General features: G+C 64.8%; 25 protein-coding genes. 11 read left to right on the top strand and 14 right to left on the bottom strand.

Annotated features, from left to right (window positions below; genetic code table 11):
* Window positions 1-97: 97 nt before the first annotated feature.
* Genes pcaH through pcaCD form a run of 4 tightly spaced genes read left to right on the top strand, consistent with a single transcriptional unit; the run spans window position 98 to window position 4,006 of the window.
* A complete protein-coding gene (gene pcaH, locus RUGAMON1_RS24910; RefSeq protein WP_445233046.1) occupies window positions 98-790 on the top strand; it encodes a protocatechuate 3,4-dioxygenase subunit beta in 693 nt (230 codons plus the stop codon).
* A gap of 13 nt (window positions 791-803) precedes the next feature.
* Entirely contained in the window at window positions 804-1,325 is a 522-nt protein-coding gene (locus RUGAMON1_RS24915; protein ID WP_445233047.1) for a peptidase associated/transthyretin-like domain-containing protein, read from the top strand.
* Window positions 1,326-1,343: 18 nt separating this feature from the next.
* Window positions 1,344-2,747, top strand: a complete 1,404-nt coding sequence (gene pcaB / locus RUGAMON1_RS24920) for a 3-carboxy-cis,cis-muconate cycloisomerase (protein ID WP_445233048.1) — start codon at window positions 1,344-1,346, stop codon at window positions 2,745-2,747.
* Window positions 2,744-4,006 carry a bifunctional 4-carboxymuconolactone decarboxylase/3-oxoadipate enol-lactonase PcaCD gene (gene pcaCD / locus RUGAMON1_RS24925; protein ID WP_445233049.1) on the top strand — a complete coding sequence of 421 codons (1,263 nt, stop codon included), beginning with the start codon at window positions 2,744-2,746 and terminating at the stop codon, window positions 4,004-4,006. The genes pcaB and pcaCD overlap by 4 nt, the downstream gene beginning before the upstream one ends.
* A gap of 8 nt (window positions 4,007-4,014) precedes the next feature.
* Here the strand turns inward: pcaCD and RUGAMON1_RS24930 are convergent, their stop codons facing one another.
* Genes RUGAMON1_RS24930 through RUGAMON1_RS24940 form a run of 3 tightly spaced genes read right to left on the bottom strand, consistent with a single transcriptional unit; the run spans window position 4,015 to window position 7,209 of the window.
* Window positions 4,015-5,202, bottom strand: coding sequence for an ABC transporter substrate-binding protein (locus RUGAMON1_RS24930; RefSeq protein WP_445233050.1), 1,188 nt, complete (start codon window positions 5,200-5,202; stop codon window positions 4,015-4,017).
* Between the two features lie 13 nt (window positions 5,203-5,215).
* Entirely contained in the window at window positions 5,216-6,181 is a 966-nt protein-coding gene (locus RUGAMON1_RS24935) for a PDR/VanB family oxidoreductase (protein WP_445233051.1), read from the bottom strand.
* Window positions 6,178-7,209 (bottom strand): aromatic ring-hydroxylating dioxygenase subunit alpha, encoded by a 1,032-nt coding sequence (locus tag RUGAMON1_RS24940; protein WP_445233052.1) that lies wholly within the window; start codon window positions 7,207-7,209, stop codon window positions 6,178-6,180. The genes RUGAMON1_RS24935 and RUGAMON1_RS24940 overlap by 4 nt, the downstream gene beginning before the upstream one ends.
* Window positions 7,210-7,346: 137 nt before the next feature.
* On the opposite strand from RUGAMON1_RS24940, the gene RUGAMON1_RS24945 reads away from it, so the two are divergent.
* From RUGAMON1_RS24945 to RUGAMON1_RS24955, 3 genes are all read left to right on the top strand, one after another.
* Window positions 7,347-7,841, top strand: a complete 495-nt coding sequence (locus RUGAMON1_RS24945; RefSeq protein WP_445233053.1) for a MarR family winged helix-turn-helix transcriptional regulator — start codon at window positions 7,347-7,349, stop codon at window positions 7,839-7,841.
* 108 nt (window positions 7,842-7,949) lie between these two features.
* On the top strand, window positions 7,950-8,411 hold the full coding sequence (locus RUGAMON1_RS24950; protein ID WP_445233054.1) for a cache domain-containing protein: 462 nt from the start codon (window positions 7,950-7,952) through the stop codon (window positions 8,409-8,411).
* A 51-nt stretch (window positions 8,412-8,462) separates the two neighbouring features.
* Entirely contained in the window at window positions 8,463-8,924 is a 462-nt protein-coding gene (locus RUGAMON1_RS24955; RefSeq protein WP_445233055.1) for a cache domain-containing protein, read from the top strand.
* A 3-nt stretch (window positions 8,925-8,927) separates the two neighbouring features.
* Here the strand turns inward: RUGAMON1_RS24955 and RUGAMON1_RS24960 are convergent, their stop codons facing one another.
* The 7 genes from RUGAMON1_RS24960 to RUGAMON1_RS24990 all read right to left on the bottom strand — a co-directional run bounded on the left by RUGAMON1_RS24960 (window position 8,928) and on the right by RUGAMON1_RS24990 (window position 14,863).
* Entirely contained in the window at window positions 8,928-9,629 is a 702-nt protein-coding gene (locus RUGAMON1_RS24960) for an ABC transporter ATP-binding protein (RefSeq protein WP_445233056.1), read from the bottom strand.
* A complete protein-coding gene (locus RUGAMON1_RS24965) occupies window positions 9,622-10,380 on the bottom strand; it encodes an ABC transporter ATP-binding protein (RefSeq protein ID WP_445233057.1) in 759 nt (252 codons plus the stop codon). The genes RUGAMON1_RS24960 and RUGAMON1_RS24965 overlap by 8 nt, the downstream gene beginning before the upstream one ends.
* Window positions 10,377-11,348 (bottom strand): branched-chain amino acid ABC transporter permease, encoded by a 972-nt coding sequence (locus RUGAMON1_RS24970; protein ID WP_445233154.1) that lies wholly within the window; start codon window positions 11,346-11,348, stop codon window positions 10,377-10,379. Before RUGAMON1_RS24970 ends, RUGAMON1_RS24965 begins: the two co-directional genes overlap by 4 nt.
* A 59-nt stretch (window positions 11,349-11,407) precedes the next feature.
* Window positions 11,408-12,274, bottom strand: a complete 867-nt coding sequence (locus tag RUGAMON1_RS24975) for a branched-chain amino acid ABC transporter permease (protein ID WP_116988981.1) — start codon at window positions 12,272-12,274, stop codon at window positions 11,408-11,410.
* A gap of 68 nt (window positions 12,275-12,342) precedes the next feature.
* Window positions 12,343-13,545 (bottom strand): 3-oxoadipyl-CoA thiolase, encoded by a 1,203-nt coding sequence (gene pcaF, locus RUGAMON1_RS24980; protein WP_445233058.1) that lies wholly within the window; start codon window positions 13,543-13,545, stop codon window positions 12,343-12,345.
* 11 nt (window positions 13,546-13,556) lie between these two features.
* Window positions 13,557-14,201, bottom strand: a complete 645-nt coding sequence (locus RUGAMON1_RS24985; protein ID WP_445233059.1) for a CoA transferase subunit B — start codon at window positions 14,199-14,201, stop codon at window positions 13,557-13,559.
* Window positions 14,198-14,863: a 3-oxoacid CoA-transferase subunit A gene (locus tag RUGAMON1_RS24990; RefSeq protein ID WP_445233060.1), complete on the bottom strand. Its 666-nt coding sequence runs from the start codon at window positions 14,861-14,863 to the stop codon at window positions 14,198-14,200. The genes RUGAMON1_RS24985 and RUGAMON1_RS24990 overlap by 4 nt, the downstream gene beginning before the upstream one ends.
* A gap of 136 nt (window positions 14,864-14,999) precedes the next feature.
* On the opposite strand from RUGAMON1_RS24990, the gene RUGAMON1_RS24995 reads away from it, so the two are divergent.
* Window positions 15,000-15,839, top strand: coding sequence for an IclR family transcriptional regulator domain-containing protein (locus tag RUGAMON1_RS24995; RefSeq protein ID WP_445233061.1), 840 nt, complete (start codon window positions 15,000-15,002; stop codon window positions 15,837-15,839).
* Here RUGAMON1_RS24995 and RUGAMON1_RS25000 read toward each other — a convergent pair.
* Window positions 15,836-16,927, bottom strand: coding sequence for a porin (locus tag RUGAMON1_RS25000; protein WP_445233062.1), 1,092 nt, complete (start codon window positions 16,925-16,927; stop codon window positions 15,836-15,838). The genes RUGAMON1_RS24995 and RUGAMON1_RS25000 overlap by 4 nt on opposite strands.
* 208 nt (window positions 16,928-17,135) lie before the next feature.
* Between RUGAMON1_RS25000 and RUGAMON1_RS25005 the strand changes: the two genes are divergently transcribed.
* Complete coding sequence (locus RUGAMON1_RS25005; RefSeq protein WP_445233063.1) at window positions 17,136-18,311, top strand: ABC transporter substrate-binding protein; 1,176 nt, start codon at window positions 17,136-17,138, stop codon at window positions 18,309-18,311.
* A 13-nt stretch (window positions 18,312-18,324) separates the two neighbouring features.
* Here the strand turns inward: RUGAMON1_RS25005 and RUGAMON1_RS25010 are convergent, their stop codons facing one another.
* Together RUGAMON1_RS25010 and RUGAMON1_RS25015 are read right to left on the bottom strand one after the other, a co-directional pair.
* Window positions 18,325-20,052, bottom strand: coding sequence for a tannase/feruloyl esterase family alpha/beta hydrolase (locus RUGAMON1_RS25010; protein ID WP_445233064.1), 1,728 nt, complete (start codon window positions 20,050-20,052; stop codon window positions 18,325-18,327).
* Between the two features lie 11 nt (window positions 20,053-20,063).
* Window positions 20,064-21,236, bottom strand: coding sequence for an ABC transporter substrate-binding protein (locus RUGAMON1_RS25015; protein ID WP_445233065.1), 1,173 nt, complete (start codon window positions 21,234-21,236; stop codon window positions 20,064-20,066).
* Window positions 21,237-21,364: 128 nt separating this feature from the next.
* Here RUGAMON1_RS25015 and RUGAMON1_RS25020 point away from each other — a divergent pair, with 128 nt between their 5' ends.
* Window positions 21,365-21,856, top strand: coding sequence for a MarR family winged helix-turn-helix transcriptional regulator (locus tag RUGAMON1_RS25020; RefSeq protein ID WP_445233066.1), 492 nt, complete (start codon window positions 21,365-21,367; stop codon window positions 21,854-21,856).
* Window positions 21,857-21,875: 19 nt separating this feature from the next.
* Here RUGAMON1_RS25020 and RUGAMON1_RS25025 read toward each other — a convergent pair whose 3' ends face one another.
* Window positions 21,876-23,693, bottom strand: coding sequence for a sigma 54-interacting transcriptional regulator (locus tag RUGAMON1_RS25025; RefSeq protein ID WP_445233067.1), 1,818 nt, complete (start codon window positions 23,691-23,693; stop codon window positions 21,876-21,878).
* Between the two features lie 291 nt (window positions 23,694-23,984).
* Between RUGAMON1_RS25025 and RUGAMON1_RS25030 the strand changes: the two genes are divergently transcribed.
* On the top strand, window positions 23,985-25,454 hold the full coding sequence (locus RUGAMON1_RS25030) for a benzaldehyde dehydrogenase (RefSeq protein WP_445233068.1): 1,470 nt from the start codon (window positions 23,985-23,987) through the stop codon (window positions 25,452-25,454).
* Window positions 25,455-25,457: the final 3 nt, after the last annotated feature.

Genomic DNA, 25,457 nt, shown 5'->3' on the forward strand with positions numbered 1-25,457 from the left:
GCATAGCGGATATCACCGACCGTGCACGTATTGTGACGCGGCGCGGCCTTCCCTAACATCGTCTCCACACAACACAACAACCATCAGGAGGCCCGCCTTGAACTTCGATGCCATTCCATCCGGCGTCTACCCGGAACTGATCTACCCGCCCTACAAGTCCACGCTCAAGCGCGGCCCCACCCAGCCGCTGCTGCGCATCCGCGCCGACCAGCCGGTGCAGGACAACGTGATCGCGTCGCCGCGCATCCTGCTGCCGAACGATATGGACCTGACGGCCCACGGCCACGGCGCGCCGCTGGGCGAGAAGATCGTCGTCACCGGCCGCGTGGTCGACGAGGATGGCAAACCGGTACGCAATTCGCTGCTGGAAGTCTGGCAGTGCAATTCGGCCGGCCGCTATTGGCACAAGAAGGACCAGCACGACGCGCCGCTCGATCCGAATTTCTACGGCATCGGCAAGATGATGACCGACGGCGATGGCCGCTACCGCTTCGTCACCATCAAGCCCGGCCCCTACCCATGGGGCAATCACGACAAGGCCTGGCGCCCGGCGCACATCCACTTCTCCTTGTTCGGCAATGTGTATGCGCAGCGCCTGGTCACGCAGATGTACTTCCCCAGCGATCCGCTGTTCGACTACGATCCGATTTTCCAGAGCATCCCGGACCTGGCCGCGCGCCAGCGCCTGATTTCCCGCTACAGCCTGGAACACACCGACAGCGACAAGATGCTGGGCTATGAATTCGACATCGTGCTGCGCGGCCGCGACGCCACGCCCATGGGCATTTAAAGGAGCTAACGGCATGAGCCACATCACCACCTCACAGACCATCGGACCGTTCTCGCATGCAGCCTGGCAGTGGGCGGCCGACGCCAGCGCCGCCGGCCAGCTGGAAACCACGGCCCCCACCATCACCATCAGCGGCACCATCTACGACGGCGACGGCACGCCGATCAACGACGCCCAGATCGAAGCCTGGCAACCGGAGGCCGCAGGGGCGGAGGCGGCGCAGGCCTTGCCCGGCTTCCGCCGTGTGCCCAGCGGCGAACAGGGAGAATTCAGCCTGCGCCTGTCGCAATGCGCGGCGCCGGCCAGCGGCGCACCGGCCACCTTCATCACCGTGTTCGCGCGCGGCCTGGTCAAGCACCAGTTCACCGCCGTGTTCCTGGAGGACGATAGCGGACTGGCCGAATCGGCGATATTGCAACAGGTACCGGCCGCGCGCTGGCCTACGCTGGTCGCCCGCAAAACCGCGCCGGGGGTCTATCATTGGGACATCTGGATGCAGTCCGAAAAAGAGACCGTATTCTTCGACTATGCCTGACCTGCCAGCGGAGTTCTCTTGAGCGTATCCATCTTCGACAGTTTTCTCACCACGCCGGACATGATCGCGGTCTTCGACGACGCCGCGATCGTGCAGGCCATGCTGCGCTTCGAGCAGGCCTTGGCCGAGGCCCAAGCCCGGCAAGGCATGTTGCCGCCGGAATCGGCGCGCGCCATTGCCGGCGTCTGCAACGCGCAGCTGTACGACATCCCGGCCATCGTCAGCGCCGGCCGGCGCGCCGGCAGCCTGGCCATCCCGCTGGTGCGTGAACTGACGCGCACCGTGGCGTTGTACGACGCCGAAGCAGCCGCCCGCGTCCACTGGGGCAGCACCAGCCAGGACGTGATCGACACCGCCATGGTGCTGGCCACGCGCGACGCACTGCAACTGCTGGACGACGGCTTGCACGACCTGACCGGACACCTCCTGCAATTGGCGGACCAGCATGCGGCGACGCCGGTGCTGGCGCGCACGCTGATGCAGCCGGCGCAGGTGAGCAGCTTCGGTTTCAAGATCACCGGCTGGCTGGCGCCGTTGGTGCGGGCCCGCGCGCGCCTGCGCGAGTGCGCCGCGCGCGCATTGCAACTGCAACTGGGTGGCGCGGTCGGCACATTGGCCGTGATGGGTGAGCAAGGCGCAGCCGTGGCGGCGCTGGTGGCCGCCGATCTGGGCCTGAAGCTGGCGGATGCCGCCTGGCATACGCAGCGCGACGAATGGGTGCGGCTGGGACTGGAGGTGGCGGTGCTGACCGGCAGCATGGGCAAGATCGCCACCGATATCAGCCTGATGGCGCAAGGCGAGATCGCCGAACTCGCCGAACCATCTGGCAATGGCCGCGGTGGCTCTTCCGCCATGCCGCACAAGCGCAATCCGGTTTCGGCGATGATCGCACTGGCTGCCGCCACGCGCACGCCGCAGCACGCCGCAGCGCTTCTGGCCAGCATGGGGCAGCAACATGAACGCGGCCTGGGTAACTGGCAGGCCGAACTCGCCGAATGGCCAGGCCTGTTCCTCAGCGCGCACGGCGCATTGCAGGCGCTGAACGACGCCTTCGCCGGCCTGCATGTCGATCCCGCGCGCATGCTGCGCAATATCGACGCCTTGCAGGGACTGGTGTTCGCCGAGGCGGCATCGGCATGGCTGGCCACCGCCATCGGCCGCCCGGCGGCACACAGTCTGCTGGAAAAAATGAGCGCCGAGGCGCTGGCCGGTGGCCGCCAACTTGCCGACCTGCTGGCGGATGCGGTGCAAGCCGACGAGCAGCTACGCAAGAAAGTCGACCCGGCCGCGCTGGCGTCGCTGTTCGATCCGGCCGTCGCTGCCGGACCGGCACAGCGCCTGGCGCAGCAACAGCTGCAAGGCCTGCGCAAGGACATCACCGCATTGAATTCCAACCCGTTCCATCACAGGACACCCGCATGAGCTTCGATCCGATCGACCACGACTTCGAACGTGGACTGAACAACCGCCGCGCCATCCTCGGCGACGCCTGGGTGGATAAATCCCTCGCCAATGCCAACAGCTTCAACGCGGAGTTCCAGAACATGATCACGCGCTTTGCGTGGAACGATATCTGGGGCCGCCCGGGCCTGGAACAAAAGACCCGGCGCGCCATGGTACTCGCCACCACCATCGCGTTGGGTCGCTGGGAAGAATACGAGCTGCACGTGCGCGCCGCGCTGCTGGGCGATGCGTCAAACCGCCTGTCGCCGGACGAACTGAAGGAAGTGCTGATGCAATCGGCGATCTACGCCGGCGTCCCCGCCGCCAACACCGCATTCACTCATGCGATGGCGATCCTGCGCGAGGTGGGGCCGCAGATCGGCTACACGCTGGAGCCGTCGGCGCCGGCCGCCGCCAGCCATCCCGGCGTCGGCCGCGAAGGCCGCAGCAGCGGCCAGCCCGCGCTGCACTACACTGTGCGTGAACCGCGCAACGGCAAGGCGCCGCGTCACACGGTGGTGCTGAGCCACGCCCTCGGCTGCGACCTGACGATGTGGGACGACCTGGCCAACCAGTTGGCGGCGGACTGCCGCGTGATCGCCTACGACCATCGCGGCCATGGCGGCTCGGCCGCGCCGCAAGGTCTGTACAGCATGGCCGATCTGGCCGACGACGCCGCAGCGCTGCTGCGCGAACTCGATACCGGACCGGTGGTGTGGGTGGGGCTTTCGATGGGCGGCATGGTCGGCCAGGAACTGGCGCTGCGCCATCCGTCGCTGCTGCGCGCTCTGGTACTGGGGAACACCACCTCCCGCTATCCTGATGCGGCACGCGAGGCCTGGCAACAACGCATCGTCACCGTACGCGAACAAGGCATCGCGGCGATCGCCGACGCGGTCATGGGACGCTACTTCCACGACGCCTTCCGCGCCGACCACGCAGCCACGGTCGCGCGCTTCCGCCGCCGCCTGCTCAGCACAGACAGCACCGGCTATATCGGTTGCTGCAACGCGGTCGGCACGGTCGACACCACGGAACGGCTGGGCGCCATCGCCGTGCCGACACTGATCATCGCCGGTGAGCTGGACCAGGGCACGCCGGTCGCCATGTCGGAGACCGTACAACAAGCCATCCAGGGCGCCACACTGGTCGTACTGCCCAATGCCTCGCACCTGGGCGCGGTCGAACAGCCGGCGCTGTTCGCGTCGGCTGTCTCCGGCTTCATCGCCGGCTTGTAGATCCGGGGCTACACGCCCGGATCGCGCACCTTGTCGGACTGGTCGAACTCGATGTTGTAGAAGGAGCCGGCGCTGGCTTCGGCCTTGCGGATGTACACGGTCTGCACGATGTCGCGACTGGCGGCATCGATGCTGACCGGGCCGCGCACGCTGGTCCACGCCATGCCCTTCATCGCCGCCAGCAGCTTGTCGCCGTCGCTGTCGCCGTTGGTCTGCTTGAGCGCCTGATACAGCAGATGCATGCCGTCATACGCGCCGACCGAATGGAAGTTCGGCCGCATGCCCGGGTTGGCCTTGCCGAAGGCCTCCACATATGCCTTGTTCTCCGCCGACGGATGGGCCGCCGAATAATGATGGCTGCTGACCACACCTGCCGCGGCAGGGCCGATGCTGGCCATCAGGTCGTCGTCCAGCACATCGCCGGTGCAGATCAGCCGTATGCCGGCGGCGGCCAGACCGCGTTCCGTGAACTGCTTCAGCACCGCTGCACCCTCACCCGATGGCACGAACACAAACAACGCATCCGGCTTCAAATCCCGCACCCGCGCCAGGAACGGCGCATAGTCCGGATTACGTAGCGGCGCACGCAAGCTGTCGAGCACCTTTCCGCCGCCTTCAAGCAAGCCCTTGACGAATACCTTCTCCGCATCCAGCCCCGGTCCATAGTCGCTGACCAAGGTCACCGCATTTTTAATCTTGTTTTTGACCGCCCATTGCGCCATCGGCGCCGTCACCTGCGCCAGCGTGAAGCCGGTGCGCACGATGTACGGAGAACGTTGCGGCACCGCCGACGCGGCGGCCGCCATCACGATCATCGGCACCTTGGCCTGGGTGGCGACCGGCGCGGCGGCGAAGGCCAGCGGCGTCAGGCCGAAACCAGCCAGCACCTGCACCTTGTCGCGCGAGACCATTTCCTGCGCCAGCCGCTTGGTCACGTCCGGAGACAGGCCGCCGTCGTCCTTGAGGATGATCTCGATCTGGCGGCCGGCGGCGCTGGCGCCGTTCTGCCGCATGTACAGCTTGACCGCCGCCTCGATCTGGCGGCCGGTGGAAGCGAACGGACCGGACATCGGCACGATCAGGCCGACTTTCAGCGGCTCGGCGGCCGCGTTGGCGACGGCGGGCAAAACTCCGGCCGACAAGGCGGCGGCGCCCAGCAACAGCTGGCGGCGTTGGTGATTGATATGGCCTGGCATTGTGTCTCCTTTTTTATAGGTCCAGCAGCAGCGTGCCGGTTTTGGAACGTGAACAACAAGGGGTGAATTGGTCATTGGCGGCTTGTTCCGATTCGTCCAGATACAGGTCGCGGTGGTCCGGCACGCCGTCCAGCACGCGCGTCAGGCAGGTGCCGCACACGCCCTGCTCGCAGGAAGCGGGAATGAACACGCCGGCATCGGTCAGCACGCGCAGCACGGTGCTGTCGGCGGGGATGGCGTACACCTTGCCGCTGGAAGCCAGCTTCACCTCGAACGGCAGATCGCCTCCCGCCGCCGGCACAGCGCTGGCGCCGAAGTATTCGAGGTGCATCTGGTCCTGCGGCCAGTCATGCGCCTTGGCCGTGGCCTTGACATGGTCGATGAATCCGGCCGGCCCACAAAGGTAGATGTGCGTCCGGCGATCCAGCCCCGCCAGCAGATCCGGCAGGTCCAGCTTCTGCGCGGCGTCGCCGCTGTCGTAGTGGAAGTGCACCTGGGGCGCGAACAGCGCGGCGGCTAGGCGCTGGCGGAACGCGGTACGTTCGGGTGAGCGCGCGCAGTAGTGCATCTCGAACGCCGCGCCCCGCGCCGACAAGGCTTCCGCCATCGCCAGGATGGGCGTGACGCCGATGCCGCCCGCCAGCAGCAGGCTGCGTTCGGCGTCGGCAAGTGGAAAGTGGTTCTTCGGCGCGCTGATGGTCAGCGTGGCGCCGGCCTGCACCTCTTCGTGCATGGCTTTAGAGCCGCCACGAGACGATGGGTCGCGCAGCACGCCAATCAGGTAGCGGTGTCGTTCCTGTGGCGGATTGCAGAGCGAGTACTGCCGCACCAGGCCAGCGCCAAGGTGGACATCGATATGCGCCCCCGCCGTGAAGGGCGGTAGCGGTGCGCCGTCCGCGTTGACCAGTTCATAGGTGCAGATATCTTCCGCCTCCACATGGCGGCGTTCCACACGCACTTGCAGCAATTCGGTGTTCATGCGCCCTGCTCCTTCTCCAGCCACTGATCCAGCACGCGGCGCGACTGCACGCCACCGGCGTCGATATTCAGCATCAGCAGCTTGCGTTCGGGATGGCGCAGGATGTTGGCCTGCTGTAGCTCCAGCATCTCGCGGTCCTCACCGAAGATCTTGCCCTGGCCGGTGCGTATGGTGGCGGTCAATTCCTCGTCGTCCGGCTTGAAGTTGCGCGCCATGCCCCAGAAGTACCAATGCGAAGTTTCGCTTTCCGGCGTAATGAAATCGACCACGATGCTGGATGCCTTGTGCTCCGGCGCGGCGTCGTAGCCACCCTTGCCCGCATGGGCCACGCCGACCTCGATCATCACATGGCTGGGTGCCGTGAAGCGGCAGATCTGCCAGCGGTCCACCGGCACGTCGTCGGCCAGGCCGTTGCCGCGCAAGGCCGCGCGCCAGAACGGCGGCGCCATGATGTTCTCCATGTAGCGGCTGGTGATCACCTCTTCGCCTTCGACCCGCGTGCTGACCGGCGCTTCATCGATCTCCTTCTGGCCGATGCTCGACGCATGCAGATAGGTTTCGTGCGTCAGGTCCATCAGGTTGTCGATCATCAGGCGGTATTCGCAGTTGATGTGATACAGACCGCCGCCGTAGGCCCAGGCAGGATTGTCGGCCCATTCCAGATGATGGATCAGCGCCGGATCGGCCAGTTCGCGTTCGCCCGTCCAGACCCAGATGAAGCCGTAGCGCTCCTCCACCGGGTAGCTGCGGATGCATGGGAAGCCGCGCACGCGCTGGCCGGGCATGCTGATCACCTTACCGTCGCAGCCCATCTCCAGGCCGTGATAACCGCACACCAGCTGGCCGTCGCGGACGAAACCCAGCGACAGCGGCGCGCCACGGTGCGGGCAGAAGTCCTCCACTGCAGCCACCTTGCCCTCCGCGCCGCGATAGAACACGATCTTCTCGCCGCAGATCTGCCGTCCCAGCGGCTTGCCATCGATTTCATCGGGCGTGCAGGCCACGTACCAGGTATTTTTTGGGCACATCTCGTCTCCTTGTTCGATTTTCAGTTTATATTCAGTGCACTGAATGTTGTAAAGTATAGACCGTAAACCGGTGAAGTAAACCGCCGGACGAATTCTTTTTTTATGCCGCACCACACCGCGCAAGCAGAGAGCACGCCATGCCACAAACAGAGAGTCAGTTGACCAACCTGTACGAACACCCAGGTCACTTGCTGCGCCGCGCGCAGCAAATCTCGGTGTCGATTTTTTACGACGAAATGGGCGACGAACTGACCCCGGTGCAGTACGCGATGCTGCGCAACCTGGAAAGCCATGCCGGCATCGACCAGGTATCGCTGTCGGCCATCAGCGGCATCGACACGTCCACCGGCGCCACCGTATGCGCGCGGCTGGAAGAAAAGGGACTGCTGAACCGCACCGTGATTCCCACCAACCGCCGCCAGCGCGCCCTGACCATCACTGCGGCAGGCGAACAGCTGCTGGCGGATCTGATCCCGGGCTCGCAGCGCTTGCGACGCCGTCTGCTGGCCCCACTCAGCGGCCCCGAACAGCTGAAATTCATGGAGCTGCTGACCAAGCTGGTACAGGAAAACAACGCACAAAGCCGCGCGCCGCTGAGCAGCGCCGTGCCCACCATGCGCGAGGAACGCTGAAACATATTGTGCGATGACCGCACAATAGTATTTTAATCGCACAATCCTGAGGTATCATGGACTGCCACCCGGCATCCGGGTGAGCCTATGACTACAACAGGAGACTTTATGAAACGCTACGCCCTCGCAGGCTTGACCGCCATGCTGCTTGTCCCCACCCTGCCCGCCTTCGCGCAAAACGCCGCCAGGACCGCAGCCATCGAGCTCGCGGACAAGGCGGCGGCCAACATCCAGAAAAAAGGCGTCGAAGAGGCCTGCAAGGAATTCGCCGACCCCAAGCAAGGCTATATCCAGGGCGAGGTGTATGTCGTGGTCCAGGACATGCAATGCAAGATGGTCTGCCATCCGCTGCTGCCGAAAATGAACGGCAAGGACATGACCGAGCTGAAAGACTCCAACGGCAAATACTTCACCCAGGAGATGAAGAAGGTCGCTCTGTCCGGAAAGCCCGGCTGGGTGGACTATGTCTGGCCTAACCCGGCGTCCAAGGCGCTAGAGCCGAAGTCCGCCTTTGTGCGCAAGGTGGACGAAAAATACATGATCAGCGTCGGCATCTACGACAAAAAGTAGTAAGCTGAAGGCGGCACGCCAGATGCCGCCATCGCCACAACAGGAGACACCATGAAACGCTACGCTATCGCCGGCCTGACCGCCATGCTGCTGGCTCCCGCCCTGCCCGCCCTCGCGCAAACCGCCACCAAGGCCGACGCCATCGCTCTCGTGGACAAGGCTGTGGCGAACATCCAGAAAAAAGGGATAGAACAGGCATGCAAGGACTTCGCCGATCCCAAGGGCGGTTTTATGCAGGGCGACCTGTACGTGTTCGTCCAGGACGCGCAGATGATGATGGTCTGCCACGCCGCCACACCCAAGATGAACGGCAAGGACATGTCGCAGCTGAAGGACGCCAACGGCAAGAAGTTCGTGCAGGACATGCGGGACGTGGCCCAGTCGAAGAAACCCGGCTGGGTCGATTACGTCTGGGTCAACCCCGTCACCAAGGCGCTTGAAGACAAGACCTCGTATATCCGCCAGGCCGAGGACAAATACACCGTCGGCGCTGGCATCTACAAGCCTAAATAGTCCTCAGGCCACGGCCACCAGGCGATCCAGCTTGCCGCCGTCGGCCAGCAGACTGGCGCTGTCCGAGTCGTGGACGATGCGGCCACGGTCCAGCACAATCGCCCGCTGGGTCAGCGACAACGCCAGCCGCGCATGCTGCTCCACCACGATCACCGACATGCCCTCCTCCTGCACCAGCCGCCGTATCACCCGCACCAGCTCCTGCACGATGATCGGGGCCAGGCCCTCCATCGGCTCGTCCAGCAGCAGGATGCGCGGGTTGGTCATCAGCGCGCGGGCGATCGCCACCATCTGCTGCTCGCCTCCGGACAACTGGTTGCCCATGTTGGCGCGACGCTCGGCCAGGCGCGGGAAAATCTCGTAGATCTTTTCCAGGGTCCAGCGGCCGGGCCGCGCCACCACCGTCAGATGCTCCTCCACCGTCAGCGACGGGAACATATGCCGTTCCTGCGGCACCCAGCCCAGGCCCGCGCGCGAGCGCCGGTGCGTGGGCATGCGCGCGATGTCGCTGCCGGCCCAGCGGATGCCGCCGCCGTGCAGCCGCGTCAATCCCATCAGCGTCACCAGCAGGCTGGTTTTGCCGACGCCGTTACGGCCCAACAGCGCCAGGCTGTCGCCCTCGTTCAGCGTGAACGACACATCCTCCAGCACGATAGACTCGCCATAGCCGGCGGTGACTTTATCGAGCGCCAGTAATTCAGCCATGTTCGGCCTCCCCAAGATAGACTTCCTTGACGCGCGGGTCGGCCGCGATCTCCGCCGGCGTCCCTTCGGTCAGCACTTTGCCTCCCACCAGCACCGTGATGCGGTCGGCGAAGCGGAACACCAGCCCCATATCGTGTTCGATGAACAGCACCGTCACGTCGCGCGGCAGCTGCGCCAGCACTTCGAACAGCTCCTTGCTCTCGGCTTGCGGAATGCCGGCGGCCGGTTCGTCCAGCAGCAGGATGCGTGGCTTGGTGGCCAGCGCCAAGGCGATTTCCACCAGCCGCTGCTTACCGTAAGCCATGCTGCGCGTGACGCTGTTGGCCTGGTCGGTGAGCTTGAGCGTGGCCAGCAAGGCCATCGCCTCGTCGATCACGTCGGCGTGCTTGGCCACCGTTTTGTACCAGACCGATTGCAGGCCGCGCCGCTCGCAGATCGCCAGCGCCACCGATTCCAGCACCGTCATGCCGGCGAACAGGGTGTTGAGCTGGAAGGTGCGCGTCATGCCGCGCCGTACCCGCTGGTGCTGCGGCAGGTGCGTGATATCCTCGCCACCCAGGTAGACCTTGCCGCTGCTGGGCATGAAACCGCCCGTCAGCAGGTTGATGAAAGTGGTCTTGCCGGCGCCATTGGGGCCGATCAGCGCGTGGCGCGCGCCCGGCTCGAAGGTCAGGCTGACATCGCTGTTGGCGACGAACGGCCCCCAGCGCTTGGTCAAGCCTTCCGTGCGCAGTGTGATGTCCTGGCTCATGCCTGCTCCTTCCGTTTGAAACGCGATGCCATCTTTTCCAGCCCACCCAGAATGCCGCCGCGCGCGAACAGCACGATCACCATCAGCAGCAGGCCGATATAAAACTGCCAGTACGCCGGATTAAGGCCCGCGATGTAGTCCTGCGCCAGCATGAACACGGCGGCGCCGACCAGCGCGCCGTACAATCGGCCCGTCCCGCCCAGCACAAGCATGATCAACAGCTCGGCCGAACGCGGAAAGCCTAGCGAATCGAGTCCGACGAACTGCGTGGTCTGCGCCAGCAGCGCGCCGGCCAGGCCTGCCACCGTGGCGGCCAGCGTGAACACGGCCACCAGACGGCGGTTGACGTCCACGCCCAGCGCCGGCATGCGGCGCGCGCCCTCGCGGATACCGACCAGGCTCAAACCGAACGGCGACTTCACCACCCGGCGCAGCACCACGAACACGATGAACAGCACGGCGAAGCTGTAGCAGTAAGCCACGTTACCGTTCAAATCGAATTCGAAAGCGCCGAACAGTTTACCGACCATCATGCCGGACAAACCATCCACGCCACCGGTGAGGAAGGAGGCCTTGTTGGCCGCTTCGAACAGCATCAGGCCTATGCCCAGCGTGACCATCAGGCGCGTCAGGTCCTGGCCACGCACCACCAGGAAGGACATGACAAAGCCGAACAAACCGGCCACCACGGCGCCGGCCAGCAAGCCGCTAAACGGCTCGCTCCAGCCGTGCACCGACAGCAGCCCGGCCGTGTAGGCGCCCAGGCCGAAGAAGGCGGCGTGGCCCAGCGAGACGATGCCGGCATAGCCCAACATCAAATCCAGCGACAGCGCGAACAGGCCGACGATCATGATCTGGCTGATCAGCACCAGATATCCGGGGAAGGCGAAATACGCGGCCACCGGCAGCAGCCAGAAGGCGATTTCCAGCGGCGACCAGCGGTCGTCGGGCAAACGGAGTAGGCTCATGCTCTGCACCTTGTTGACGGCGACAGGCGCCGGTTTGACTTCAGCATCGGCGAAGGCGTTCATGCTTTCCTCCTGATCAGGCCTGCCGGGAACAGGATCAGCAACACCACCATCAAGCCATAGATGACGAAGGCGCCAATCTGCGGCACGTAGTATTTTCCTGCGACGTCGAACACACCCAGGATCAGCGCCGCCAGCAGCGGCCCCTTGATGGTGCCGGCGCCGCCCACGGCAACCACCAGCAGGAAGTAGACCATGTACTTGATCGGGAAGGTCGGGTCCAGTCCCAGCACATCGATGCCCAGGCCTCCGCCCAAGCCGGCCAGGCCGGAACCCAGCGCGAAGGTCAGGCTGAACACCAGGCCGACATTGATGCCCAAGCCGGCGGACGCGGTTTGATTGTCCACCGATGCCCGGATCTGCGCGCCGAAGCGGGTGCGTTCGATCAGCAGTCCAAGTGCCAGCGTGACCAGCACCACCACACCAATCAGGAACAAACGATACGCGCCGACTTCCAAACCGAGCAGCGATACCTGCCCGCGCAGCCAGTCCGGCAGCGTGACCGGCTGCTGCGACGGGCCGAACAGCCAGGTCGCGCCGGCCACCGACATGAAGGTCAGGCCGATCGAGAACAGCACCTGGTCCAGATGGCTGGCCCGGTACAGGCGGCGGTACAACACCCGCTCAAGCACCAGCCCGGCCGCGGCGGAAGCCAGGAAGGCCAGAGGAAGCGAGGCCAGGAACGGCACGCCCAGCCGCGACAGCACCGTCACGCTGACATAGCCGCCCAACATGGCAAAAGCGCCGTGGGCCAGGTTAATGAAGTTCATCATGCCCATCGTGACCGACAAGCCGACACTGATGAGGAACAGCAGGCTGCCGTAAGCAATGCCGTCGAACAGCACACCGGCGAAATTGGCTAGCATATCCGCCTCCTCGTTTGAATTGTTTTATACATTTTTGTCTCCACTACTACTCTGCAAACTACATTGAATCACACTCTTTCGATAATCATCGCAATGCCCTGCCCTACGCCTATGCACATGGTGCATAGCGCATAGCGGCCGCCGCTGCGATGCAGCTGGTAGGTCGCGGTGGTCACCAGGCGCGCACCACTCATGCCCAGCGGATGGCCCAGCGCGATGGCGCCGCCGTTGGGGTTGATGCGTGCGTCGTCGTCCCGCAAGCCGAGTTGGCGCAACACGGCCAGTCCCTGTGCGGCGAAGGCTTCATTCAGCTCGATGACGTCCATCTGCTCCAGCGTCAGGCCGGTCTGGCGCAGCAGTTTTTGCACCGCTGGCACCGGGCCTATGCCCATCACGCGCGGCGCCACGCCCGCCGTCGCCATGCCGACGATGCGCGCCAACGGCTTCAGGCCGTGCCGCTTGGCGGCGTCGCCGCTGGCGATCAACAGCGCACAGGCGCCGTCGTTGATGCCGGAAGCATTACCGGCGGTGACGCTGCCCTCGGGACGCACCACGCCTTTCAGCTTGGCCAGCGCCTCGATGGTGGTGGCGCGCGGGTGCTCGTCCTGCGTGAACAGCAGAGGATCCCCTTTCTTCTGCAACACCGAAACCGGCACGATCTCGCGCGCGAAAATACCTTCGGCGATGGCGATGGCGGTCTTGCTCTGGCTGGCCAGCGCAAACGCATCCTGGTCGGCGCGGCTGACGCCATAATCCTGGGCGACGTTTTCCGCCGTCTCCGGCATGGTCTCCACGCCGTAGGCTTCCTTCAGCGCCTTGTTGATGAAGCGCCAGCCCATGGTAGTGTCCTGCAACGACGCGCTGCGCGAAAACGCCGCGTCGGGCTTGCCCATGACGAAAGGCGCGCGCGTCATCGATTCCACGCCGCCGGCGATCATCAGGCAGGCGTCGCCCGCCTGGATCGCGCGGGCCGCCGTACCGATGGCGTCCATGCCGGAACCGCACAGGCGGTTGACGGTGGAACCCGGCACCTCCTGCGGCAGGCCGGCCAGCAGCGCCGACATGCGCGCCACGTTGCGATTGTCCTCGCCGGCCTGGTTGGCGCAGCCGTAGATCACGTCATCGACCTGGTCCCATTGCACGTCGGGATTGCGGCGCATCAGTTCACGCAGCGGCATGGCGCCCAGGTCGTCGGCGCGCACGTCCTTCAACGCTCCGCCGTAACGGCCGATCGGGGTGCGCACCGCATCGCAGATATATGCTTCGTTCATCTCGTCCTCTCCTATTTCAGCGGCAGCAAAGGCGCGCCGGTCGCGGCTTGCAGCTCTTCAAAAGTCAATCCAGGCGCCATTTCGCGCACCGCCAGGCCGGCCGGCGTCACGTCCAGCACGGCCAGGTCGGTGTAGATGCGGTTGACGCAGGCCACGCCCGTCAGTGGATAGCTGCACTGGCTGACGATTTTGCTTTCACCAGTCTTGGTCTGGTGCTCCATCATGACGAACACCTGCTTGGCGCCGATCGCCAGGTCCATGGCGCCGCCGACGGCCGGTATCGCATCCGGCGCACCGGTGTGCCAGTTGGCCAGGTCGCCGTTGGCCGCCACCTGGAAGGCGCCCAGCACGCATACGTCCAGGTGGCCGCCGCGCATCATGGCGAAGGAATCGCCGTGATGGAAGTAGGCGCCGCCCGTCAGCAGTGTGACCGGCTGCTTGCCGGCGTTGATCAGGTCTTCGTCTTCCTCGCCCGGAGCCGGCGCCGGCCCCATGCCCAGCAGGCCGTTCTCGCTGTGCAGGAACACTTCGCGCTCGGCTGGCAAGTGATCGGCAACCTTGGTCGGCAGGCCGATGCCCAGGTTGACATAGGCGCCTTCGGGAATATCCTGCGCCACGCGGGCCGCCATCTGGTCGCGGGTGTATTTATTCGTCATGCCGCCTCCTTCACTACGCGCTGGACAAAGATGCCGGGAGTGATGATCGCCTCGGGATCGAGCTCGCCCAGCGCAACCACCTGCTGCACCTGGGCGATGGTGGTCTTGGCCGCCATCGCCATGATGGGGCCGAAATTGCGCGCCGTCTTGCGGTACACCAGATTGCCCCAGCGGTCGCCGCGCAGCGCCTTGATCAGCGCGAAGTCGGCATGGATCGGCGATTCCAGCACATAGTGGCGGCCGTCGATCAGGCGCGTCTCCTTGCCCTCGGCCAGCAGCGTGCCGTAGCCGGTCGGCGAGAAAAAGCCGCCGATGCCGGCGCCGGCGGCGCGGATGCGTTCCGCCAGATTGCCTTGCGGGGTCAGTTCCAGCTCGATCTCGCCGGCGCGGTACAGCGCGTCGAAATGATGGGAGTCGGCCTGGCGTGGGAAGGAGCAGATGATCTTGCGCACCCGCTTGGCCTTGAGCAGCGCGGCCAGTCCCGTTTCGCCGTTGCCGGCGTTGTTGTTGACGATGGTGAGGTCGCGCGCGCCCTGCGCGATCAGCGCGTCGATCAGCGCGGACGGCATGCCGGCGTTGCCGAAGCCGCCGATCATGACCGTCGCGCCGTCGTGGATGTCAGCCACGGCGCGCTCCAGTGATGCAAATGTTTTGTCGATCATATGCCTGCCTTTTCGGTTCATTGTGCGATTATCGAACTAATGATTGATTACCGCACACTCAGTGTATCAACGTAAGCTCGCCACGGTCAACAAAAAAAACCCCTATCGAACGCGCCGGCTGCATTAAAATCACGCCATGTCCAAGACCACCAAACCCAAAACCAGCGTCGCCGAGACTGAGCCGGAGCACGAACCGAGCATCTCCGAACAGATCGACGCCCTGACCGATCCCAGTTTCATGACCTCGCTGGCACGCGGCCTGGCCGTGGTGCGCGCCTTCAGCGATTCGCGCAAGCCGCAGACCATCGCCAACATCAGCCAGAAGACCGGCATTCCGCGCGCCGCCGTGCGGCGCTGCCTGCATACGCTGCGCGAGCTGGGGTATGTGGACGCGGAGCTGAACAATTTTTCGCTGCGCCCCAAGGTGCTGACGCTGGGTTATTCCTACCTGTCGTCGACGCCACTGACGGTATCGGCCCAGCCCTACCTGAACAACATCAGCCGCGCGCTGAACGAATCGAGCTCGCTGGCGGTGCTGGACGATGACGAAGTGCTCTACGTGGCGCGGGCCGCCACCTCGCGCGTGATGTCGGTGGCGCTGAACACCGGTAGCCGCCTGCCCGCCTACTGCACCTCGCTGGGTCGCGTGATGCTGGCGCACCTGCCGCTGGCGGAGCTGGACCAGTACCTGGCCCGCACCGCGCTGCGGCCGATGACCGAGAACACGGTGGTCAACCAGAAGCGCCTGCGCGAGATCCTGGCCGGCGTGCGCCAGGCAGGCTACGCCGTCAACGACGAGGAACTGGAACTGGGATTGCGCTCGATCGCGGTGCCGGTGCGCGGCGCATCGGGCACCGTGCTGGCGGCGCTGAACGTGGGCGCACAAGCCTCGCGCGTCAGCGTCAAGCAGTTGGAAAAAGAGTTCCTGCCCGTGCTGCTGCGCGGCGCCCAGGAACTCTCCATACTTCTACCTTAGAAGCTGTGGCGCAGGCCGGCCATGACGCCATTCTGCGTCAGGCCGACGCCGACGGTGCCACCGGCGTCCAGCGCCACTGCCGATACGCCGGAGTTCTGCATACGGCCCAGCGCTCCATACACGGCGGTGCGCTTCGACAGGTAGTAAGTCAAGCGGGCCACCACCATGTTGACGTCCGAGCTGCTGTTCTTGGTATCGCGGCGCGCCACCTGCACATCCAGCGTGGACAGCGGCGTAACCGGATAGCTCACACCCAGGAAGTACAGATCCGATTCGGTCACGCCGGTGACCGCGCGCGTGGTGCGGTCGACGATGCCGCCGCCGATCTTGGCCGCGCCCACCTTGGCATAGCCGTTGACGGTGATGCGCTTGTCGCTGTTGTCGCTGCTGGTCAGGCCACCGGCCGCGCCGACGTTTCCGTACATGATGTCGTAGGAAGTGTTCAGGCCATATTCCGGAGTCTCGTAGCCCACCATGCCGGTGATCTGGCGGCAGGCCTTGGAATTGCCGGCCACTTCACCAGGGCAGCCGGTGGCGGCGGGACCGCCCGCAGCCGACGCATCGCGGCCGGTGCTGTAGGTGGCGCCGACCACGAAGTTGTTGAAGTTGCCCAGATAGCCGATGGCGTTGTCGCTGCGCGCGTTCGGCAGATAGGCGTCGATACTGCCGATCGCGAACAGGTTAGGTCCCAGCACATCGCCCTTCATCGAGGCGATATAGGTCATGTTGATCTGGCGGCCCAGCGTCACCGTACCAAACGCGCCCTTCAATCCCACCGACGCCTGGCGGCCGAACAGGCGATTACCCTGGCCCATGGTGCCGGTATCCATCGACAGGCCCATCTCCAGCGTGAACACCGCCTGCAAGCCATCGCCCAGGTCCTCGCTGCCGCGGAAGCCCAGGCGCGACGGGAATGAACCCGTCAACGACGGCATCTTGGTGATGCTGGCGCCGGCCGCATTGGCGTTGTTCGTATAAACCAGGCCTGTATCGACAAGGCCGTACACCGTGACACTGCTTTGCGCCATGGCGCCGGTTGCGCTGACCCCTGCCAGCAGCGCCGCAGCGCATCGGATTGCGTTCTTCATTCCAGTCTCCTGTTGTTATTGAAAGCGTTATTTTGAGATGTGCGATTATCGAACAATAGGTTGTTAATCGCACATAGATTGGGATACTATGCATGAAGCGATGCGCTGTCAACCAACGCCGCGTGGCAAAATTGAGTCCCGCCGCCGCCGCCGATTGCCGCGACTAGCCATTCTTCATAGAGAAAACAGAAACGCACAGGAGACCAACATGACGTTGAAAAAATTTGTAGCAATCGCGACACTCGCCACCACCGCATGGTCCGTAATGCCGCTGGCGCAAGCCCAGGACACCATCAAGGTCGGCGTGATCGCCGCCTTCTCCGGTCCCTTCGCCGACTACGGCAAGCAGATGGAGGGCGGTATCAAGGCCTGGATGGCGCTGAACGGCTCCACGGTGGCGGGCAAAAAGATCGAGATCATCTACAAGGACACCACCGGCCCCTCGCCGGAAATCGCCAAGCGCCTGGCGCAGGAACTGGTGGTGCGCGACAAGGTCGACTTCCTGGCCGGCTTCGGCCTGACGCCGGAAGCGCTGGCCGTGGCGCCTATCGCCGAGCAGGCGAAGAAGCCGATGATCGTCATGAACGCCGCCACTTCCGTCATCACCACCAAGTCCAACTACATCGCGCGCTTCTCGATGACGCTGCCGCAGATCTCCGCGCCAATGGCGACGTGGGCGGCCAGGAACAACATCAAGAAGGTGGTGACGCTGGTGGCGGACTACGGCCCCGGCATCGACGCCGAAACGGCCTTCAGGAATGAGCTGGTCAAAGGCGGCGGCACGGTGACGGAAGCGATCCGCGTCCCGCTGCGCAATCCGGAATTCGCGCCCTACATCCAGCGCATCAAGGACGCCAAGCCGGATGCGGTGTTCATCTTCGTTCCGGCCGGAGAGCAAGGCATCGCCTTCATGAAAGGCTACCGCGAGCGCGGCCTGGCCGCAGCGGGCATCAAGGTGATCGCCACCGGCGACCTGACCGACGACCACGTGCTGCCGGCGATGGGCGACGCCACGCTGGGCGTGATCACCACCTTCCACTATTCGGCCGCGCACAAGTCGCCGGAGAACGCAGCATTCCTGAAGAGTTTTGCGACGGCCAATCCTGGCGCGGGACGTCCGAACTTCATGGCCGTGGCGGCGTATGACGGCATGGCCGCGATCTACGAAGTGACGCGCAAATTGAACGGCAAGATCGACGGCGACCAGGCCATGACGATCCTGAAGACCATGCAGCTCAACAGCCCGCGCGGACCGATCAGCATCGATCCGCAAACCCGCGACATCGTCCAGACGGTCTACGTGCGCAAGGTCGAAAAGGTCGGCAGCGAATTCTATAACGTCGAATTCGACCAGTTCACCAACCAGAAAGACCCAGGCAAGTAAGCCGCCCGTCCTTCTATTTGCAGCTGAAGTTGGCCGCATCTTCGATACTGCCGCTGCCGTTGTACTTCGCCACCTGCGGATAAGGACACAGCGGCCGGGTGCGGGTCGCCGACCATGATGCCGGCACGTCGGCATTGGCGCCGCCGGCGTTGCCCGCGCCGCGCGCGCTGGCCACCACGCGTTCCGGCGCCTGCCCCTTCTCGACCCAGTTGACCAAGGGCGTCAGCATGTCGAATTGGTCGGTCGCCGGTCCGCCGGAACAGTGGTTCATGCCGGGCACCCGGAAGAAGCGCGCAAAGTTGGAAGCGTCGCCGCCGTTCGCCGCACGCAGATTGTCGTACCACGCCGTGGTGTCGTCGCTGGAGAAAATCGGATCGCTGGTGCCGTGATACAGCATCATCTTGGCGCCACGGTTCTTCACCGTGCTGTAGTCGCTCAGGTGCGGCGGCAGCATGAAGGACATCGCGCTTTCCGCGTAGACGCCATCGGTCGCGGCGACCTGCGCCAGCAGCGTATCAATGCTGGACGTCAGCGCAAACGTGGCGCCGTTGAAGGTCGCGGGATTCACCGGCGGCACCTTCCAGATCATCGCCACCGCGCCGGAATCGAGCTGCAGTGGGCTGAAGAACTTCCAGAACGCCCAGTTGCCCGTGGCCAGGCCCGCATCGTAGGGGAAGCTTGAGTAGAACTTGCTTTTTCCGCTGGTGACTGCGCCGGCGAACAGCTGGCCGATGGCCGTCTTCTGCGCCGCGCTGAGGCAGGTGCCGTCGCGCCCTTGCGCGCCGCAGGACGGCACGTCTCGCTCCAGGCTGAAGGCGGCCTGGCAAGCGCCGGTATCCTGCACCAGGCCATCCTTGACGCCGTCCAGCGCATCGCATTTGTCCAGCACCGCGTTCGACACCAGCGCACGTTCGGCCACCGTGAAGCCGGTCGACAGGTCGCCCGGCGTGCTCGCCAGCGCCGCGTAGGACTGGCCGCCGGCGATATTGGCTATCGCCGCCAGCGGCAGCCGGAAGCCGGGATCGCCGACCAGGTAACCGTCGAACTGCTCGCCGTAGCGGGACGCCGCCACCATCGTGTGACGGCCGCCGTTGGAACAGCCGCCGAAATAGGAATGGTCCGGCCCTTTGCCGTAGGCGGTCTGGATCACGCTCTTGGCCATCGGCGCCAGCTTGCCCGAGGCCTGGTAGCCGTAATCCAGGCGCGCCTGCGGATCGAGACCGAACAGCGGCGTCGCCGCGCCGTGGCCGGCGTCGGAACTGATCACCGCAAAACCCTGGTTCAACGCATGGTCCAACTGCCCGCCGCCGCCGACTTCGCCCGTGGCCGTGAGGACCGCGCCGTCAAGGCCGCCGTTGGCCTGGAAGAAGAAGCGTCCGTTCCAGTCCACCGGCAGCCGCATCTCGAAGCCGATCGCGTAGTTTTGCCCGTCGACCGGGCCAACCCGTTGGTACATCGATCCCTTCACCAGGCAATGCGCCGGCACCGGCTTGTCGGCGACCGTCAACACACCGGCAGCCACCGATGCCGCACTGGCGATCGTCGTATTGGGATAGGCGATCTTGCCAGCCAAATCCGTGCAGGTGGAAAGCTTGGCGCCGCTAGCCACAGCCAGCTGCGGCAGCGCCGCCGCGGCGCTTGGAACAGTGCCGCCATCACCTCCGCAACCACTCAAGGCCACCGCGGACAGACAAAGCGCCGCCAGCGGCGTGCCGTTCAAGACACGTCGTTCGATCATCATGACAAATCTCCTTAGTTGGGGCTGACGTCGCGCAGCACGGCGATCGGTTCGTTCACCAGCTTGCCGTTGACCTTCTTCACTTCGCGGATGTACATGTTCTGCACAATGTCGCGCGTGGCCGGATCGATGCTGATCGGACCACGCGGACTGTCGCGCTTCATCCCGGCCAGCACCTGCATCGCCTTGTCGCCGCTGACGGCGCCGCCGAGTTTGCGGACGGTCTCGTAGATCATGCCCATGGTGTCGTATGCCGCGACGGTGACGAAGGTAGCTGGCGGCCGGCCCGGATTGGCCTGCGCATAGGATTTCAGGAAGGCCTTGTTGACGTCGTTGTCCAGCGTCGGCGCGTAGTTCAGCACCGTTACCGCGCCCAGTGCGCGGTCGCCCAGCGCCTCCAGCGTCGGCGTCTCGCTGGTCATGTCGCCCACGCCGAGGAACTTGATGCCCGCCTTGTCCAAGCCCTTGTCGCTGAAGGCTTTCAACAGGCCGATGCCGTCTTCCACGCCGGGCGCAAAGAAGAACAACGCATCCGGCTTCTCATCCTTGATGCGCTGGATGAAGGGGGAATAATCGGGATTGGCCAGCGGCGCCCGCGCCGAACCCACCACCTTGCCGCCTCCGGCGCTGAACTCCTTGGTGAAGCGCGCCTCCGCGTCCAGGCCGGTGCTGTAGTCGCTGACCAGGGTATAGACCTTGCCGATCTTGTTCTTCGCGGTCCAGGCGCCGAACGGCCCGGTCATCTGGTGCATCGTCATGCTGGTGCGCAGCATGTACGGCGACTTGGCGGTGATGCCGTTGGTGACCGCGTTCATCACGATCATCGGCATCTTGGCCTGGGTGGCGATGGGCGCTACCGCCATCGCGCTGGGCGTCAGCGAGAAGCCGATCAGGAAGCTGACGTGTTCACGTGTGATCAGTTCCTGGGCCGCCCGCTTGGACTGGTCGACATTGGTGCCGCCATCGTCGCGGTAGATGATCTCGATCTTCCGGCCGGCCACCTGGTCGCCATATTGCAGCATATAGGTCCTGATGCCGTCCTCGAATGGCTTGCCGGTGTTGGCGAACGGCCCGGTGAGCGCGGCAATAACGCCGATGCGGATCAGTTCCTGGGCCGAAGCATGGCCTGCGGCCAGTACGGTGGAAAGTGCGGTGGAAAGTACGGCGATAAGGGCGCTGCGTTTCATCGTGTCTCCTCGATGGATGGTTTTGAGATAATTAGTTATGTTTTATAATGATTATAGACTATACGCATTTTCAAGACATTGCAAGCATCGGGATGGCCGGGGCGGCGCTTCTTTGCTAGAATCGGACCATGACCACGCAGCCCAAAAAAAAGAAGCCAACATTAACCGACGCCGTCCAGGAGGCGGCAGAGCAGCCGCTGGACCAGAGCATGCTGCTCGGCCTGGTGGGCTATAACTGCCGCCGCGCCTACATCAACATCCTGCCTTTGTTTGAAAAGCGGATGGCGAAGTACGAGCTGCGACCGGTGGATTTCAGTGTACTCAGCCTGCTGAAGGCGAATCCCAACATCAACCAGAAACGGCTGTCGGATGCGGTGAACGTGTCGCCGCCCAACCTCGCCATCCTGCTCGACAGGCTGCAGGAACGCGGGCTGCTGCTGCGGCAGCGTAGTCCGCTGGACCGGCGCTCGCAGACGCTGGCGTTGACGGCCGCTGGCCTGAGCATGTGCGCCAAGGCGGAAAAGACCGCCAGCGAGTTGGAAGTGGATGCGACGTCCGCGCTGACCGATGCCGAGCGCGCGCAACTGGTCAAGCTGCTGCAGAAGATCTACCTGGAGTGACCGGGGCAGTTCACCACGTTCAGCCCTGCCGGAGCTTCTTCATCCGGTAGGATAGCTGCGGCCGCGTCAGGCCCAGCGTGCGCGCCGCCGCCGACAGGTTGCCGTCGGTCCGCTTCACCGCCGCCAGTATCAGCGTGCTTTCCAGATTGTCCAGCGACCAGTCCTGCCCATGTTCCGACGCCTGACGCAGCATCTCGGGCAGCACGTCGAGCAGCGCGCCAGCGGGCGCCGGCGGCACGGCCGGCATTGTGCTCCCTTCATGGCTGGTCAGGCGTCCAGTCTGGGCCAACGAAAAATACGAGGTCCGCGATTCCTCGCCACTGGTGAACAGGTGCGGCAAATCGATCGGGCCATCCTCGTCGGCGTAGATCACGCCGCGCTCCACCAGGTTTTGCAGTTCGCGGATATTCCCAGGGAAGTCGTAGTTGAGCAGCGCATCGACCGCGCGCGCCGTGAAGCCGGTCACGCGACGCTGGTGTTTTTGGCCATAGTGCCGCATGAAGTAACCCATCAACAGCGGGATGTCGTCGCGCCGGTCGCGCAGCGGCGGCAGGCGGATCGGGAACACATTCAGCCGGAAGAACAGGTCTTCGCGGAAGCGGCCCTGCCGGATCTCCTCGCGCAGATCGACATTGGTGGCCGCCACCAGCCGCACGTCCACCTTCACGCTGCGCACGCCCCCTACCCGTTCAATCTCACCCTCCTGTAGCGCGCGCAGCAGCTTACCCTGCGCCACCAAGCTAAGCGTTCCTATCTCGTCGAGGAACAGCGTGCCGCCGGAAGCGCGCTCGAAGCGGCCGGGCCGCGACTGACTGGCGCCGGTGAAGGCGCCGCGCTCCACGCCGAACAGTTCGGACTCGATCAGCGTCTCGGGAATCGCCGCGCAGTTGACCGCGACGAAAGGCTGCTCCTTGCGGGCGCCGATCTGGTGCAGCATGTAGGCGAACAGCTCCTTGCCAACGCCCGACTCGCCGGTGAACAGCACCGTGGCGGCGGTCGGCGCCACGCGCTTGAGCATATGGCAGGCCGCGTTGAAGGCCGACGACACGCCGACCATCTCCTTTTCGCCGTATGAGCGTCCGTCGTCGCCCGGCAGCACTGCCGCCTGCTGATGCTGCCCCGGCCCGCCGTAAGCGGTGGTGCTGACGAACGATTCCGCGTTCAGGAAGCGCAGGTCCTCTTCCACATTGTCCCATTCGTCGGCCGGCTTGCCGACCAGGCGGCAGTGCTTGTGTCCCATCGACGTGCATTCGACCTCGCGGTAGATGGTCAGCCGTCCGATCATCGCGCTGGTGTAGCCGATGGCGTAACCGGTCTGCATCCAGCAGGCCGGCTCCGTGCCGATGCCGAAATCCGCAGTGTGCACCTCGGCCTCGCTGGAGTGATGCCACAGGAATTCGCCATGATAAGTACCGCGTTCGAAGTCGAATTCGAAATGCAGCGGCTCCACCTTGACCGCGCCCTCCAGCGAATGCATGCGCGGCCCCGCCGCGAACAGCGAACCCGGTTCGGCGTCGGGCCAGCGTTCCCGCAACAGCTGCGCATCGCGCGCGCCGGCCGAATAGCCGACCCGCGTCAACAGGCCGCGCGTGCGTTCCGGGCCTATGCTCTCCAGCAGCTCGCGCCGCAACGCGCCGAGCGAGGTGATATGCAACAGCTGCATGCGCTGGCCGTTGAGCCAGATGCGGCCATCGCCGGGCGAGAAGTGCAGGCTTTGCGTCAGGTCGTCCAGCGTGGGCGCGGCGCCGGCTTTCAGGTGCTGGCTGTCGCCCTGCGGCAGCATCTTGCCGCTGACGCGCGACATCTCAGCCAGCGATACGCGAGGGGGTTTGCTCATGTCTCCACTTTCATCGTCTTTTATCAAATCATACATCGGCAGTTCTCCCATTTGATCATTTCATCAATCGCCAGCAAGGCTTCTTTTTTGCTGCGCTGCGCTACGACGGCGCCTCCAGCGCTGCGTCAACCTCCAGCGTAGGCGCCACATGGTGCGTCGCAATAACCACGCTGCACAACGAGCTGGCACACAACTTGTAATAGCTAAGGCAAGAGCGGCAAGCAGACCTTCATGCAACTAGCGTGCTAACAGGCTGACTTGCCCACCCACCCATCATCCAAAGGAGACAGCATGACCAACACGAATGCGCTTTTGCGCCCATCGATCTGGCAGGGCCACATCTTCAACGGCGACTGGATCGCAGCACACGGCGGCGTCCACACCTTCACCGAGCCCGCGACGGGCGAACAGCTGGGCCGCATCGGCCTGGCCGATGCCGACGACGTGGCCCGCTCCGCCACCCAGGCCCGCGCCGCGCAGGCCGCGTGGGCCTCCAGCGACTACAAGGAGCGTGCCGCCATCTTTCGCCGCGCCGCAGCCGTCATCGTCGAGCACCATGACGAACTGGCGACATGGATCGTGCGCGAGACCGGCGCGATCCGCCCCAAGGCCGATCTGGAACTGCGCGAAGCCGGCGCCCACCTGCTGGAAGCGGCCGCGATGCTCACCCAGCCCAAGGGCCAGCTGCTGGCCTCCGCCAGCGGCGAGATGAGCATCGCGCGGCGCGTGCCGCACGGCGTGGTCGGCGTGATCTCGCCGTTCAACTTCCCGCTGATCCTGTCGATCCGCTCGATCGCACCGGCGCTGGCCACCGGCAACGCCGTGGTCCACAAGCCGGACCTGCAAACGCCGGTCAGCGGCGGTGCGTTGATCGCCCGCGTCTTCGAAGCGGCCGGCTTACCGAAAGGCGTGCTGCATGTGCTGCCCGGCGGCGCCGAAGCGGGACAGGCGATGTGCAGCCATCCCGACATCGCCATGATCGCCTTCACCGGCTCCACCGCAGTGGGCCGCAGCATCGGCGAACTGGCGGGCCGCAACCTGAAAAAAATGTCGCTGGAACTGGGTGGCAAGAACTCGCTGATCATCCTTGACGACGCCGATCCCGACATCGCCGCAGCCGCCGTGGCATGGGGCGCCTACCTGCACCAAGGGCAGATCTGCATGGCCTCCGGCCGCATCCTGCTACAGCGCGGCATCGCCGACGCCGTCATCGAGCGCCTGGTCGCGAAGGCCGGCCAACTGCCCGTGGGCGATCCAATGAGCGGCAAGGTGGCGCTAGGACCGCTGATCAATGCGCGCCAGGTGCAGCGCGTGCACGCCATCGTGCAGGACAGCGTGGCCGCCGGCGCCACCCTGCTGGCCGGCGGCGCCTACGAAAACCAGTACTACCAGCCGACCGTGCTGACCGGCGTACGCCCCGGCATGCGCTGCTTCGAGGAAGAGCTGTTCGGCCCCGTGGCCTCGGTCACCGTGTTCGACACCGACCAGGAAGCCATCGCGCTGGCCTCCGCCACCACCGGCTGCCTGGCGCTGGGCGTGATCACGCCGACGCTGGCGCGCGCCATGTTCATCGTCGACCGCGTGCCGGCCGGCCACGCCCACATCAACGACCAGACCGTGCTGGCCGAAGCGCATGCGCCGTTCGGCGGCGGCGGCACCTCGGGCAACGGCGGCCGCCACGGCGGCAGTTCCGACTGGGACGAGTTCACCCAATGGCAGTGGCTGACGGTGAAGACCGAAGCGCCGCGCTATCCCTTCTAACGA

The sequence above is a fragment of the Duganella rhizosphaerae genome (assembly GCF_040364205.1).
GTDB classification, from domain to species: domain Bacteria; phylum Pseudomonadota; class Gammaproteobacteria; order Burkholderiales; family Burkholderiaceae_D; genus Rugamonas; species Rugamonas rhizosphaerae.